Source organism: Nocardiopsis sp. NPDC055824 (assembly GCF_053616335.1).
Genome location: NZ_JBSHDN010000060.1, coordinates 19563 through 32586, shown reverse-complemented (window position 1 = coordinate 32586; position 13024 = coordinate 19563). Strand labels below are relative to the sequence as shown.

The window sequence follows — 13024 nt, the reverse complement described above, 5'->3', positions numbered from 1 at the left end:
GGCCCCCGCCGTGACGGCGGGGGCCTCCCGTGCCTTCTCGTCCGTCGCCCGGCCGTGGAGGGCCGGGGTGCGGGGCGGCTCCGGCCGCGCCCGGCCCGCGGCCCCTACTCGCAGCGGGGGAGGTCGTCGCCGCCGCCGCGGATGGTCTCCAGGGCGTCGACCGCGTCCGTGAGGGTCTCGACGCGCACGACGTCCAGCTCGCCGTAGGCGGCCGACTGCGCGACCTGGGAGCAGCTGTCCGCGGCCACGAAGAAGTACTCGGCGCCGGCGCGCTGGGCGCTGACCATCTTCTGCGGGATGCCGCTGATGCCGCCGACCCGGCCGTCGGAGGTGATGGTTCCGGACCCGGCGACGTCGACGCCTCCGGTGAGGCCCTCCTCGCTGAGCCGGTCCATGATCCCCAGGGCGAACATCATGCCCGCGCTGGGGCCGCCGATGTCGCCGATCGTGATGTCCACGTCCACGGGGAAGTCCATCTGGTCGGAGATGAGCACGCCGACCGCGGCGCCGCCCTCCTCGCCCTCCTCGGTGGGGATCTCCACGTCGACCGTCTCCCCGTCGCGCTCCAGGGTGAGCCCGACCGGTTCTCCGGGCTCCCGGTCACCGACCCGGTCCACGACCGCCGAACTGCCGACGGCCTCCTCGGAGCCGTCGCCGCTCACGGTGGGGACGGCCGTGCCGTCCACGGCGAGGACGACGTCGCCCTCCTCGACCTCTCCGTGCGCGGGCATGCCCTCGACGGTCCCGTTGACCACGGGGACCGCCTCGTACTCCATGCCGAGCTCGTTGAGGGCGGCGGCCGTGGCGCTGGTCTGGGAGTCGTTCATCTGCACGGTCTGGCGCTCGCTGACCTCCTCGGGCGTGCGCCCCGCCGGGAACAGCAGCTCCTCGGGGAGGACGGCCTCGGTGGGCGAGAGCCACGCGGTCACGACGCCGAAGAAGTTGAGCCGGTGCTGGGGCCCGCCCGCGTACTGGACGGTCACCATCGACAGGGAGCCCTCGTGCTCGTAGCTCTCGGCCCCGCCGATCTCGATCACGGGCCCCTCCTCGGTCTCCCCGACCGTGTTCACGGTGAGGCCCGGGGCCGCCACCAGGTAGGGCAGCGGGAGGAGGAGGCTGCCTGCTCCGAGCCCGACGAGAAGGGCGAGAGCGACAACAAGGGTCATGACACGACGAACCATGCGCACAGCTTATTGCCGCCGGAGGGCCTGGTGCGCTCGTCCCCGCCCCGGTCCGTCCGGGCCGGACCCGGGCGCCGCCGGGGCGTCTTCCGTGGACGCCTCCGGCGGGCCCGGCGCCCGCGCCGACCGCCGCGGACCCGGGGCTGCCCGCGGAGCACCGCCTACGGCCGGGGCTCGCCCACCCACTCGCCGTCGCCGTCGCTGAAGGCCTGCTGCTTCCAGATGGGCACCTGGGCCTTGAGGTCGTCGATGAGCCTGCGGCAGGCGGCGAAGGCCTCCTGCCGGTGCTCGGCGGCGGCGGCCACGACCACGGCGAGGTCGCCGATCTCCAGGTCGCCCACGCGGTGCGTCGCGGCCATCCGCACGACCGGACGGCCGGGCGCGGACGTGTCCGCCAGGACCTTCTCCATGACGGAGCGCAGCTTGGCCTCCACCGTGGGGTGCGCGGTGTAGGACAGCGCCGCGACGTCACGGCCGTGGTCGTGGTCGCGGACGGTCCCGATGAACACGGCGGTGCCGCCCGCGCGCGGGTCGGACACCGCGGCGAGCACCTCGTCCACCGACAGGGGGGTGTCGCGTACAGACGCCAGAGTGATCTCTTCCACGGTCCGACCGTACCAATCGGGCGTTCCCCCATGTCGCGGCGGGAGTGCGCGTTCCGGGCGCGTGTGCGCCCCTACGTGCACCGCCCGCCTCACCCGCCCTTGCGTTTGCGCAGGTGGCGGATGGCGGCGGCGGTGCCTATGGCCGCGGCCGCGGCGCCGGCCGCCCCGGCCGCGGTGATGGTGACCTCCTTGCGGCCCAGGCTGCGCCCCACGAGGGCGTGCTTGCCGCTCCTGGACTCCAGGAGGGCCCTCAGGGCCGCCTCGTTGTCGTGGCCGGGCTTCCAGCCCGCGTCGCGCAGCGCGGCGCAGTCCACCACGCACGGGTAGACGAGGAACTTGAGCTCCCCCTCCGCGGCGGGGGTGATCCTGGCCTGGTGGAGGCGCCGTATCGCTCCGAAGGCCAGGTTGGCGGGCACCTCGAAGTGCTTCATCCCGGCGACGGCCTCCACGTCCTCCTGGGTGAGGGAGCCCTCGCTCGCCACGGCGACGACGCCGTCGGAGCCCTCCACGCCGTGCAGGGCGCAGAAGGCCAGGGCGTCGGCGAGGTCGTCCTCGTGGCAGAACTGCCAGTGCTGCCTGTGCCCCTTGACGGTGAGCAGGCGGGGGGCGGAGAAGTGGCGGCTGAGCAGGGTGTCGAGCTCGGGGCCGACGAGCGGGGCGGGCCTCACCACGGTGACCGCGAGGCTGGGGTGGGCCCGGCGCGCGCGCTCGGCCAGGGCCTCGATCTCCGCGAAGTCGCCCATCAGCCCGTCGCTGTTGTCGGAGACGCGGGTGGCGTTCTCCGGGAGCGGCACGGGGTTGTCGGCGGCGGCGCCGTAGACCATGGTGCTGGTGACGAGGATGACACGGGGGACCCCCGAGGCGGCCGCGGCGGTGAGGACCGTCTGGGCCGCGCGGATGTTGTGCGCCCGGCGCTGGGCCGGCCTGGTCTCCAGGGAGCGGTCGTCCGCGGTGTGCACGAGCACGTCGACCCCGTCGAGGCGGGACACCAGTCCCGGGTCGCACACGTCGGCGATACGCCATGTCACACCGCGCAGGTCGGCGAACTGATCGTCGATCGCGACGATCTCCCGGGGGGCCGTGGAACCTTCCGGCGTGGCCAGGCGTTGCACGAGGAGCCGGCCCACTCCGGACGCGGCACCGGTGACAGCGACCACCGTGCCCGCTCCTCCGGAACGGCTGTGCTCTGGGCGAACCTGGCTGCTTTCGGTATTCACTCCGGGCGACTCCCAGCTAACGTGACAGTGGAGACCAAACCTAATCCTGCCTGAGGTCTGATGTGAGCGACCTGCCTTTCGGTTTCAGCATGCCGAACGATCCCGATGACGAGTCCGGACGCCGATCTGGCGACTCCGGCTCGGGTGCCGGCAGCGGCCGCCCGGGCGGAGGGGACTCCGGAACGCCGGACGGATTTCCGTTCGGCGACCCGCAGCAGATGGCCAACATGCTGCGCCAGTTCGCCGACATGATGTCGGCACAGCCCAGCCCCGGCCCCGGGGGCGGCGGCAGCACGCCGTCGTCCGGGGTCAACTGGGAGATGGCCAAGGACGTGGCACGGCAGACGGTCGCCCAGGAGGGCGACCCGAGCGTGCCGGTGTCCGACTACGCCAAGGTCGAGGAGGCCCTGCGCCTCGCTGACCTGTGGCTCGACCAGGCTACCGACCTTCCTTCCGGTGTCCAGACCGCCCAGGCCTGGAGCAGGTCGGAGTGGGTCGAGAAGACGATGGAGTCGTGGGTCCAGCTGTGCGACCCGCTGACGAGCAGGACCGTGCGCTCCATGGGGCAGAACCTGCCCGAGGAGATGCAGTCCGTGGCCGGCCCGCTGCTGGGCATGATCCAGCAGATGGGCAGCATGATGGTCGGCCGCCAGGCCGGCCAGGCGGTCGGCGAGCTGTCCCGCGAGGTCGTCGGCACCGCCGACATCGGGCTGCCGCTGGCCGGGGAGGGCAACGCCGCTCTCCTGCCGGGCGGGGTCGAGCGCTTCAGCGAGGGCCTGCAGGTCCCCGCCGACGAGGTGCGCCTGTACCTGGCCGCGCGCGAGGCCGCGGTGCACCGCCTCTACGCCCACGTGCCGTGGCTGCGCTCGCACGTGTACCGGCTCGTCAGCGAGTACGCGGACGGGATGTCCTTCGACGTCAGCGGCCTGGAGGACCGGCTCGGTGAGATCGATCTCACCAACCCCGAGGCGCTCCAGGAGGTCCTGGGCGGTGCGGGCGGCGAGAGCCTGCTCCAGCCCGAGGACACCCCTCAGCAGAAGGCGGCCCTGGGCCGCCTGGAGACCACCCTGGCCCTCATCGAGGGCTGGGTGGCGACCGTGGTGTCGTCGGCGGTGTCCGGGCGCCTGCCCCAGTCGGACGCGCTCTCCGAGGCCACCCGCCGCCGCCGGGCGACCGACGGTCCCGCGGAGCACACCTTCGCGGCGCTGGTCGGCCTCGAACTGCGCCCGCGCCGCCTGCGCGAGGCGTCGGCCCTGTGGTCCGCACTGGAGGAGGCGCGCGGTATCGAGGGGCGGGACGCCGTGTGGCAGCACCCCGACCTGATGCCGACCGGCGAGGACCTGGACGACCCGGACGCGTTCGTCAGCGGCGGCGGGGACTTCGGCGGCGCCGACTTCGACATCTCCTCGCTGACGGGCGACGCGCCGGGGGCGGGGCCCGACCGCGGGGGCGCCCCGGAGGCGGACGGCTCCGAGGACGACGGGGACGACACCCGCGGGAAGGACTCGTAGGTGTCACTGCACGACGACGCCAGGGCGGTGCTGGGCGCGTGGACCGCGCCCGACGCCCGGCAGGAGGAGCTGCGCCGCTCCTACGTGGAGCACCTGGACGGGCACCCGGACGGCATGTGGCGCACCTGTCTGCCCGGCCACGTGACGGCGAGCGCCGCCATCATCTCCGCCGACGGCTCGCGGGTGGTCCTCACCCTGCACCGGATCCACCGGATGTGGTTGCAGACCGGGGGCCACTGCGAGCCGGACGACACGACGCTGGGGGCGGCCGCCCTCCGGGAGGCCGTCGAGGAGTCGGGCCTGCGGGACGTGACGCTCCTCCCCTCCCCGGTCCGGCTGGACCGGCACCGGGTGCCCTGCGGCGGGGGCAGCTTCCACCTGGACGTGCAGTACGCGGCGGTCGCCCCGGCCGATTCCGTGCTGGTGTGCGACCCCGACGAGTCGGCCGACCTGGGATGGTTCCCTGTCGGCGGCCTGCCGGAGCCCACCGACGACTCCGTGCGCGACCTGGTGCGCGCCGCCGCCGGGGCGGTGGCCGCTTACCGCGGCGCCGCGAGGGCCGCGGACGCCTGAGCCCGCGGGCATCCGGCGCCGCGCCTGACGGGTCCGCGCATCCCGGCTCGGAGGGCCCCGCCGACGCGCGGCACCGTCCCCCTCGGACGCGTTCCGCGGGATCCGGGCGGCGGGGGCCGCGCGACGAGGGCGTCGACCGGACGACGGGCATGATGCGGGTTCCGGGCGCTCCGGAGCCGTGCCGCGGCCCGGCCGGGCCGCGGGGGCTACTCCTCCAGGGCGACCTCGGCGATGCCCAGTTCCTCCACCTCGTCCTCTTCCCCGTCCTCGTCGTGGTCGCAGGCCTCGGTCCGCGAGGCGGCGCTGAACCCCTCCAGGTACCCGCGCGCGCGTTCGGCCCGGGGATAGCGGCGTACCAGGGCCCAGAAGTCCCGTCCGTGGTGGGGGATGGACAGGTGCGCCAGCTCGTGGACGAGGACGTAGTCGACCACCCAGGACGGCATCCCGGCGAGGCGGCGGGAGATGCGGATCGTACGGGTGTCGGGGGTGCACGAGCCCCAGCGCGCGTTCTGGTTGTCGACCCAGCGGACGCTGTCGGGGAGTTCGGCGCCGCCGAGGTAGCGGCGGGCCAGTTCCAGCGCCCGGTCGCGGAGTTCGGTGTCGCCGGGGTGCCGGCGCCCCTCCCGGGCCTCCAGCCGTTGCAGCATGCGACCCACCCAGCGCTTTTCCTCTGCGCGGGAGAACGTCGCGGGCACGAGGACGACCGTGGTGTCCCCGTCCCTGTAGGCCGACACCGTGCGTCGGCGACGAGGACTGCGTCGTACCTCGACTTTGGTGTTCGAGGGCACGAACTTTACGGTAGCCGAGAGGAGAGCTTCCGCACAGATATGACTTGTCCTGTTATGTCATTGATTTCCCTCGATCCCCGGAAGGCGGGATCCCACCGGAAATCACGGTCCCGTCGCGCGTTCTGCCCTGACCAGCACGGTCCGGGCTTCGTCCGAGAGCACATCGTCGGGACCCGCGAAGCCCTCCCTTTTCCCGATCGAGACACAAATGAGACCGGGCGGTCGCCCCTCTCGGGGGTCCCGCCCGGCCTCCGACCGGCTCCGTGATCACCACGGGACGCTCAGCGCCCCGTCATCCCGCCGTACCGCCGCTGGTCAACACAGGCGTGACCACGCGAGATCCATGAGTGCCTGTTCGGCACGGCGCTCCTCCCGCTGGCGGGCGCGCATCACGCGGGCCGTGAGCCTTCTGCTCTGCATCTCACGGGTCTCGACGTCGCTCTGTTCGGCAAGGCGCAGGAGTTCCATCAACATCATCTGTCTTCGTCCTTCGGGAGTTCTCGGGGTTGCGGGTGGAGTTCGGGCGAGGCCTCAGGCCGCGACCGGGGCGGGGTTCTTCCGGGGGCGGCCCCTCGGGCGCTTGCGCGCCACGACCTGACCGGAGACGAGCAGCTGCCCGCCCCACACACCCCACGGCTCACGCCGCTCCAGGGCGTCCGTCAGGCACTGCTCCCTCACGGGACAGGCGCCGCAGACGGCCTTCGCGGCCTCGACGTCGGCGGGCGCCTCGGCGAAGAACAGGTCGGGCTCGAGGCGGCAGGGAACTTCGGTGTCGCCCATCCAGGGCGTCTCCAGGACCGACGCAAGCATCGGTGCCCTCCAAGATCTTTGATCGTTTCGTACAACGCGGTCGGTGATGGTCACCGGAACCGGTCCGGTGAGGGACCTGGACTTGCGATGCCGCCGTCCTCTTCCCTCGTCCCTGGGGGACGGGGATCGGACGGAGATACAAAGAAAGCCGCGGCCCCTGTGTCGGGGTCCGCGGCCACGGTCGAAACTCTCGGCCCGTGTAGCTCTAGGCCGGAATCCTCCGTGGACACTCCCCCGATGCGCCATAGAGGCGCCGGGTAGCTTCAGCGTGTTCCGTCATGCGCTTGCCTCGATCAAGGGCGAGCTCAGGGTTGGCGGGCACACCACTGCCGTTGCCGACACCGGTCGGGACGACCGGGGACACCATCGACAGGTCGCGGGACGTGAAGGTCCCCCACCCGTCGCGGTGGTCCTTGGCGCCGTGACCGGCACCGGTGGTGATGAACTCGCCGAATCCGGCGAGGACGCCCGCGTGACCGCTCTCGGCGGTGCCCAGGACAGTCGTCAGGGACTGCTGACGGGACGACACGGCGAAGCCAGCGATGAATCCGGTGGTCTGCGTGGAGTTCGTCATTTGATCGGGCACCTCCTTCTGAGTCGGGCGGCAGGGTCTTCCACCTGCGCCTGGCGCGGTCATTGCGACGGAGTACAGACTATGGGGTGCCCAGCGAAGACGGCAACCTATTTTTGACCAGGGAAAACGTCCGCATCCGGCCACGGGGGGCGGGGAATTGCGCGGGGCCCGGGAGCGTTACCGGGCGGCCCCGCGGGGCCGATCCCCGAGGGGTCCGGGAGACGGCGCGGGCCCCGCCCCCGGTCGGGAGCGGGGCCCGCGCAGGGCGGTTCCGCGGTGTCAGGAACCCGGAAGCGCGTCGGACCCGCCCTCGGCGTCCACGACGCGGATCAGCCCCTCCTGGACGACGGAGCAGACGAGCCGGCCGTCGCGTGTGTACACGAGCCCCCGGGCGAGGCCCCGGGCGCCCTGCGCGCTCGGGGCCTCCTGCGCGTAGAGCAGCCACTCGTCGGCGCGGAAGGGCCGGTGGAACCACATCGCGTGGTCGAGGCTGGCCATGGAGATGCCCGCGAACGAGCGGCCGTGCCTGAGCAGGACCGTGTCCAGCAGGGTCATGTCCGAGGCGTAGGTCATCAGGCACACCTGGGTGAGGCGGTCGTCGGGCAGCTTGCCGTCCACCTTGAGCCACACCGGGTTGGTGGCGGTCCGCAGCCGCGGGTCGCGTTCGGCCTCGAAGGACAGCGGACCCACCGGGCGCAGTTCGATGGGGTGCCAGCGCACGAACCCCGGCACCTTGCCGAAGGCGGCCTGCAGGCGCTCGCGCGCGCTCGGGAGGTCCTCCGGCGGCGGCACGTCGGGCATCGGGATCTGGTGGTCGAGCCCGGGCTCCTCCTTGTGGAAGGAGGCCGACAGGGTGAATATCGGCTTTCCGTGCTGGACGGCCACCACCCTGCGCGTGGTGAACGAGCGGCCGTCGCGGACCCGGTCCACCTCGTAGACGATCGGCACCTCGGGGTCCCCGGGGCGTATGAAGTACGCGTGGAGGGAGTGCACGTGGCGCTCCGTGGGAACGGTGCGTCCCGCCGCGACCAGCGCCTGGCCCGCGACCAGTCCGCCGAAGACGCGCTGCGGTCCCTCCGCGGGGCTGCTCCCCCGGAAGATGTTCACCTCGATCTGCTCCAGGTCGAGGACGGCCAGCAGACCCTCCAGGGACTGGCCCCGCGTCTGCTCGTCGGCGCTCTCAGTCATCCGCTGCTTCCTCCCCGTTGTCACCGGCCGGGTCGCCCATGACGTCCGCCGGCTCCGCGCCCGAGACCAGCGCGAGTACCGCCTCACCGTAGCGATCGAGCTTGACGGCGCCCACCCCGGACACGGCGGAGAGCTGGGAGACGCTCGTGGGCTCCTGCTCGGCGATGGCCTGGAGGGTGGCGTCGGTGAAGACGACGTAGGCGGGGACCTTCTGCTCCTGCGCGTTGGCGCGGCGCCAGTCGCGCAACCGCTCCAGCAGGGCCTCGTCGTAGCTGGACGGGCAGTCGAGGCAGCGCCCCAGCTTGCGCTCGGCGGTCTCCCCCAGGGCGTTCCCGCACACGCGGCAGCGGGCCACGCCGCCCTTGCGGCGTTCGGCGCGCCTGGCGGACGTGGACGGCGAGGCGGGCCGGAGCCCGTCCAGGAACCGGGAGGGCTTGCGGCTCTTGCGCCCGCCGGGCGAGCGCGCCAGCGACCAGGACATCGCCAGGTGCTCGCGGGCGCGGGTGACCCCCACGTAGAACAGGCGGCGCTCCTCCTCCACCTGCTCGTCGGTCTCCGCGTAGATGATCGGCATCATGCCCTCGGTGAGGCCGACCAGGAAGACGGCGTCCCACTCCAGGCCCTTGGCCGAGTGCAGGGAGGCGAGGGTGACGCCCTCGAAGCCGGGCGCGTGCTCGGTGGCCATGCGCACCTCCAGCTCGTCCACGAGGTCGGCCATGGTGACCGCGCGGCCGTCGGGGGCGGGCTTGGCGGCCATGTCCTCCGCGAGCTGGGCGAGCGCCGCGAGCGACTCCCAGCGCTCGCGGGCCTGGCGGCCCTCGGGGGCCTGCTCGGTCAGCCCGAGTTGTCCGAGCAGCTGCCGGACCGTGTGCACCAGGGGCTCGGGGGCCTCCCCCGCGGCCTCGTGCCGGGCGCCGCGCAGGGTGTGCACGGCCTGCTTGATCTCGGGCCGCTCGAAGAACCGCTTGGTGCCGCGCACCGTGAACGGCACGCCCTCGTCGGCCAGCGCCTGCTCGTAGGCGGCCGACTGCGAGTTGGTGCGCACCAGGATCGCGATCTCGCCGGCGGGCGTCCCGTTCTCCAGGAGGACGCTGATCTTGCGGGCGACCCCGGTGGCCTCGGCGGGCTCGTCCTCGTACTCCTGGTACATGGGGTCGGGCCCGTCGGGCCGCTGCGCCTGCAGGGTCAGGTGGCCGGCCGAGGTGGTGCCGCGGGCCTGGGCGATGACGTGGTTGGCGACCCGCACCACCTGGGGCGTGGAGCGGTAGTCGCGGACCAGCCGGACCACGGTGGCGTGGGGGTAGCGCGCGGCGAACCCGGTGAGGTAGCCCGGGGTGGCGCCCGCGAACGAGTAGATGGTCTGGCTCGGGTCGCCGACCACGCACAGGTCGTCGCGGTCGCCCAGCCAGGCGTCGAGGAGGAGCTTCTGGAGCGGGTTGACGTCCTGGAACTCGTCGACGACGAAGTAGCGGTACTGGTCCCGCACGCGCTGGGCGATGGCCGGGTACTCGTTGATCATCCCGGCGGTGAGCTCGAGCATGGACTCGAAGTCGAGCAGGTTGCGCTCGCGGCACAGCGCCTCGTAGGCCTCGAAGACCCGGGCGATCTCGCCGGGGGGCATGGGGGCCTGGCGGCTCGTCTTGGCGACCGTCTTCTCGTAGTCGGTGGGCCGCACCTGGGTGACCTTGGCCCACTCGATCTCGCTGGCCAGGTCGCGCAGCCCGGTGCGATCGGGCTGCACGCCCACGGAGTTGGCGGCGCGGGCGACCGCCTGGAGCTTGCTCTCGATCAGGGTGGGCTTCTCGCCGCCGATGACCTGCGGCCAGAAGAACGACAGCTGCCTCAGTGCGGCGGCGTGGAAGGTGCGGGCCTGCACGCGGGGGGCTCCGAGCCCGCGCAGCCGCCCGCGCATCTCACCGGCGGCGCGTGCGGTGAAGGTGACCGCGAGCACCTGCTGCTCGGAGACCACCCCGCTGGAGACCGCGTGGGCGATCCGGTGGGTGATGGCCCTGGTCTTCCCTGTTCCGGCGCCGGCCAGGATGCACACGGGGCCGCGCAGCGCACGCGCCGCCTCGGTCTGCTCCGGGTCCAGTCCCTCCAGGACGCGGTCGGGGTCCATGGTGCTCCTGCTGTGGTCGGGGCGGCTGTTCGGGTGCGGGGACGGGGATGATGTCCGGGGGCACAGTCTCTCAAGTATCGGTTGTGGCGGCGAGCGGATCGGCACTCTGCCCCGATCGAGCGGAATGACACATTCCAGAACCAGTTGGACCTGTGAGGCGTCCCACGTTGTGTCGCACGGTCGCGGGAAGCGGGCCGGACCACTCGGTGTTGAGATGTTGGACCGGACGAAATACCAGCGATCGTAGACAGAAGGACGTGAGCGAGATGACGAGTACGGCGACCGAACAGTTCACGATGTACACCACCCCCTGGTGCGGGTACTGCAAGCGGCTCAAGAGCCAGCTCTCCCGCGAGGGGATCACCGGCGGTGAGGTGAACATCGAGGAGCACCCGGAGGCCGCCGACCTCGTCATGAAGGTCAACGGCGGCAACCAGACGGTGCCGACGCTGGTCTTCAGCGACGGGTCGGCGATGACGAACCCGTCGCTCGCTCAGGTGAAGAAGAAGCTGGCCGAGCTGTCGTAGGACGGTACGCGTGCCGCGGTCGCACCCCGGGGTGTGACCGCGTTCCGTGTCATGGGCCCCGATCGTGACCGACGACGGGACTCCTCCGACGGCACTCGGGCGCTACCAGGGCTCGGACGAGGACGACGGGGAGTGTTGAGTTGGGGGACGACATGAGGTCTCATGACATAGCGGTCGCCGACACGGTGGACACCGGCGTGGTGCGCCGCACCCCGAACGGGTGGCGCGTGGGCGGCGGACAGGAGGTGCCCGACCTGGTGAGCGCGATGGTCCTCGCGGACCTGCTGACCGGTGAGTCGGGGACCGGCCGCCCGCGGTCGCAGGCGCCCGGCCGGGCCCCCGAGGGGGCCTCCGAGGTCGAGCGGCTGCGGCACACCATCGCGCAGCTGGAGCACGCGCTGCACTCGCGCGTGGTCGTGGAGCAGGCGATCGGGGTCCTGGCGGAGCGGCACACGATGGCGCCGCGGGAGGCGTTCGAGCGGCTGCGCTCGTCCGCCCGCTCGCGGGGACGGAAGGTGGCCGACCTGGCACGGGACGTGGTGGAGAGCAGCACGAGCCCTCTCACCTCGCTCCCCGACGAGTTGAACACCTCCCCCGGCTCCGGCTGAGGGGTCGGGGGTGTCCGGCGGCCGGAGGCGGCGGCGGTGCGCGGCGCCCCCGCGCGCGAAGGCGCGCGGGGTGCGTGCGCGACCGCCCCGCCCCGACGGCCGCGTCGCGTGACCGGCCGGCCCGGCCCCGGGGTCCCGGCCTCCCCTCCAGGGTAGGCGCCGCCCGCGGGAGGCGCAGGCCCCTCCGCCCGCCTGTGGACGGCCGCCCCGCCGAGGCCGTGGAGCTGTACTCCGGCAAGGCCCCTCCGCCCGCCTGCGCACGGCCGGGCGCGCCGGTCACCAGCCCCCGGGCAGCTCCGCCCCGTACCAGTGCTCGATGAGGGTGCGGGCGATCGACACCCTGCCGGGCAGCAGGACCTCACCGGTGCGCACCGCCTCGGCCAGCTCGGAGCGGGTGAACCAGCGGGTGACGGCGATCTCGTCGTCGGTGCGCTCGGTCTCCCCGACGGCCCGCGCGGTGTAGCCCATCATCAGGCTCCGGGGGAAGGGCCACGGCTGCGAGGAGAGGTAGCGCGGCCGTTCGACCACCACGCCCGCCTCCTCGGCCACCTCCCGGACGACGGCCTGCTCCAGCGACTCCCCCGCGTCCACGAACCCGGCCAGCACGGAGAAGCGCCGGGCGTCCCAGTGGGGGTTGTTGCCGAGCAGCACCTCCTCGTCGCCGTCCCGGTCCCGGTGCACGAGCATGATCACCGCGGGGTCCATCCGGGGGTACTGCTCGGTGCCCTCCTCCTCGCACACGCGCACGTGGCCGGACGCGGCCGGGGTGGTGCGTGCCCCGCAGCGGGGGCAGAAGCGGTGGGTGGCGTTCCAGTTGGCGAGGGCGACGGCGCGGGTCAGGAGGCCCGTGTCGCGGTCGTCGAGGACCGCGCCGACCTCGCGCAGGGACGCCGGCTCCGCGACGGGGGTGGCGAGCAGCTCCCGCGGGGAGCACACGGCGAAGTAGGCGCGGTCGCCCTCGGCGCCGAGCAGGTAGCGCTCGCCCTCGGGCGCGTCGCGGGTGCCGGTGAGCACGAGTTCGCGGGTGTCCCCGGTGGTGACCAGCGCGCGGGACTGCCTGGCCATGAGCGCCTGCCAGCCGTGGCTGCCCGGGTCTCCGCCCTCCAGCACCAGGACCTGGGAGTCCGGGTCCGCCCACGCCTTGGCCAGCCACTCCTCGTCCACACGCCTGTGTCCGGCGGCGTCGACGGTGGAGCGGGACAGTGAGGGGATCGCGTCGGCGTCCATGGGTCCTTCCAGGGGTCGGGGAGGGCCGTCCGCACGACCCCCGTATACAGGGGTAACACCCCGGGGGGCTCCGTGCATGCCCGTTCCCGGAACACA

14 protein-coding genes are annotated in these 13024 nt (G+C 73.0%); 4 read left to right on the top strand and 10 right to left on the bottom strand.

Translation table 11 applies throughout. The annotated features are described in order from the left end of the window. Positions 1-104 precede the first annotated feature (104 nt). The 3 genes from ACWGL3_RS14755 to ACWGL3_RS14745 all read right to left on the bottom strand — a co-directional run bounded on the left by ACWGL3_RS14755 (position 105) and on the right by ACWGL3_RS14745 (position 2943). On the bottom strand, positions 105-1166 hold the full coding sequence (locus ACWGL3_RS14755) for a YlbL family protein (protein ID WP_267950260.1): 1062 nt from the start codon (positions 1164-1166) through the stop codon (positions 105-107). A gap of 176 nt (positions 1167-1342) precedes the next feature. Further along, positions 1343-1786: a molybdenum cofactor biosynthesis protein MoaE gene (locus ACWGL3_RS14750; protein ID WP_267948265.1), complete on the bottom strand. Its 444-nt coding sequence runs from the start codon at positions 1784-1786 to the stop codon at positions 1343-1345. Positions 1787-1875: 89 nt separating this feature from the next. Continuing rightward, complete coding sequence (locus ACWGL3_RS14745) at positions 1876-2943, bottom strand: NAD-dependent epimerase/dehydratase family protein (RefSeq protein ID WP_267948264.1); 1068 nt, start codon at positions 2941-2943, stop codon at positions 1876-1878. A 122-nt stretch (positions 2944-3065) separates the two neighbouring features. Here ACWGL3_RS14745 and ACWGL3_RS14740 point away from each other — a divergent pair, with 122 nt between their 5' ends. Continuing rightward, positions 3066-4514 carry a zinc-dependent metalloprotease gene (locus ACWGL3_RS14740; protein ID WP_452461403.1) on the top strand — a complete coding sequence of 483 codons (1449 nt, stop codon included), beginning with the start codon at positions 3066-3068 and terminating at the stop codon, positions 4512-4514. Beyond that, on the top strand, positions 4515-5087 hold the full coding sequence (locus ACWGL3_RS14735; RefSeq protein WP_267948262.1) for an NUDIX hydrolase: 573 nt from the start codon (positions 4515-4517) through the stop codon (positions 5085-5087). 206 nt (positions 5088-5293) lie between these two features. Here the strand turns inward: ACWGL3_RS14735 and ACWGL3_RS14730 are convergent, their stop codons facing one another. The 6 genes from ACWGL3_RS14730 to ACWGL3_RS14705 all read right to left on the bottom strand — a co-directional run bounded on the left by ACWGL3_RS14730 (position 5294) and on the right by ACWGL3_RS14705 (position 10566). Further along, complete coding sequence (locus ACWGL3_RS14730; RefSeq protein WP_267948261.1) at positions 5294-5875, bottom strand: M48 metallopeptidase family protein; 582 nt, start codon at positions 5873-5875, stop codon at positions 5294-5296. 315 nt (positions 5876-6190) lie between these two features. Then, the gene (locus tag ACWGL3_RS14725; RefSeq protein ID WP_330160711.1) at positions 6191-6352 is read right to left on the bottom strand and encodes a hypothetical protein; all 162 of its coding nucleotides are present in this window, start codon (positions 6350-6352) and stop codon (positions 6191-6193) included. Between the two features lie 54 nt (positions 6353-6406). Beyond that, positions 6407-6685: a WhiB family transcriptional regulator gene (locus tag ACWGL3_RS14720; RefSeq protein ID WP_267948260.1), complete on the bottom strand. Its 279-nt coding sequence runs from the start codon at positions 6683-6685 to the stop codon at positions 6407-6409. 205 nt (positions 6686-6890) lie between these two features. Next, a complete protein-coding gene (locus tag ACWGL3_RS14715; RefSeq protein ID WP_267948259.1) occupies positions 6891-7259 on the bottom strand; it encodes a hypothetical protein in 369 nt (122 codons plus the stop codon). Between the two features lie 279 nt (positions 7260-7538). Then, on the bottom strand, positions 7539-8447 hold the full coding sequence (gene tesB / locus ACWGL3_RS14710; protein ID WP_267948258.1) for an acyl-CoA thioesterase II: 909 nt from the start codon (positions 8445-8447) through the stop codon (positions 7539-7541). Continuing rightward, positions 8440-10566 (bottom strand): ATP-dependent DNA helicase UvrD2, encoded by a 2127-nt coding sequence (locus tag ACWGL3_RS14705; protein ID WP_267948257.1) that lies wholly within the window; start codon positions 10564-10566, stop codon positions 8440-8442. The genes tesB and ACWGL3_RS14705 overlap by 8 nt, the downstream gene beginning before the upstream one ends. 266 nt (positions 10567-10832) lie before the next feature. On the opposite strand from ACWGL3_RS14705, the gene ACWGL3_RS14700 reads away from it, so the two are divergent. Continuing rightward, on the top strand, positions 10833-11093 hold the full coding sequence (locus ACWGL3_RS14700) for a mycoredoxin (RefSeq protein ID WP_267950259.1): 261 nt from the start codon (positions 10833-10835) through the stop codon (positions 11091-11093). A 152-nt stretch (positions 11094-11245) separates the two neighbouring features. Next, a complete protein-coding gene (locus ACWGL3_RS14695; protein WP_267948256.1) occupies positions 11246-11701 on the top strand; it encodes an ANTAR domain-containing response regulator in 456 nt (151 codons plus the stop codon). 276 nt (positions 11702-11977) lie between these two features. Here ACWGL3_RS14695 and nudC read toward each other — a convergent pair whose 3' ends face one another. Next, the gene (nudC, locus tag ACWGL3_RS14690; protein WP_267948255.1) at positions 11978-12928 is read right to left on the bottom strand and encodes an NAD(+) diphosphatase; all 951 of its coding nucleotides are present in this window, start codon (positions 12926-12928) and stop codon (positions 11978-11980) included. Between the last annotated feature and the right edge of the window lie 96 nt (positions 12929-13024).

Excerpts from the sequence above, each read along its gene's own strand:
- ACWGL3_RS14755 (WP_267950260.1), bottom strand. The coding sequence starts at position 1,166 with ATGACCCTTGTTGTCGCTCTCGCCCTTCTCGTCGGGCTCGGAGCAGGC.
- ACWGL3_RS14725 (WP_330160711.1), bottom strand. The coding sequence starts at position 6,352 with ATGATGTTGATGGAACTCCTGCGCCTTGCCGAACAGAGCGACGTCGAG.
- ACWGL3_RS14720 (WP_267948260.1), bottom strand. The coding sequence starts at position 6,685 with ATGCTTGCGTCGGTCCTGGAGACGCCCTGGATGGGCGACACCGAAGTT.
- ACWGL3_RS14715 (WP_267948259.1), bottom strand. The coding sequence starts at position 7,259 with ATGACGAACTCCACGCAGACCACCGGATTCATCGCTGGCTTCGCCGTG.
- tesB (WP_267948258.1), bottom strand. The coding sequence starts at position 8,447 with ATGACTGAGAGCGCCGACGAGCAGACGCGGGGCCAGTCCCTGGAGGGT.
- ACWGL3_RS14705 (WP_267948257.1), bottom strand. The coding sequence starts at position 10,566 with ATGGACCCCGACCGCGTCCTGGAGGGACTGGACCCGGAGCAGACCGAG.
- ACWGL3_RS14700 (WP_267950259.1), top strand. The coding sequence starts at position 10,833 with ATGACGAGTACGGCGACCGAACAGTTCACGATGTACACCACCCCCTGG.
- ACWGL3_RS14695 (WP_267948256.1), top strand. The coding sequence starts at position 11,246 with ATGAGGTCTCATGACATAGCGGTCGCCGACACGGTGGACACCGGCGTG.
- nudC (WP_267948255.1), bottom strand. The coding sequence starts at position 12,928 with ATGGACGCCGACGCGATCCCCTCACTGTCCCGCTCCACCGTCGACGCC.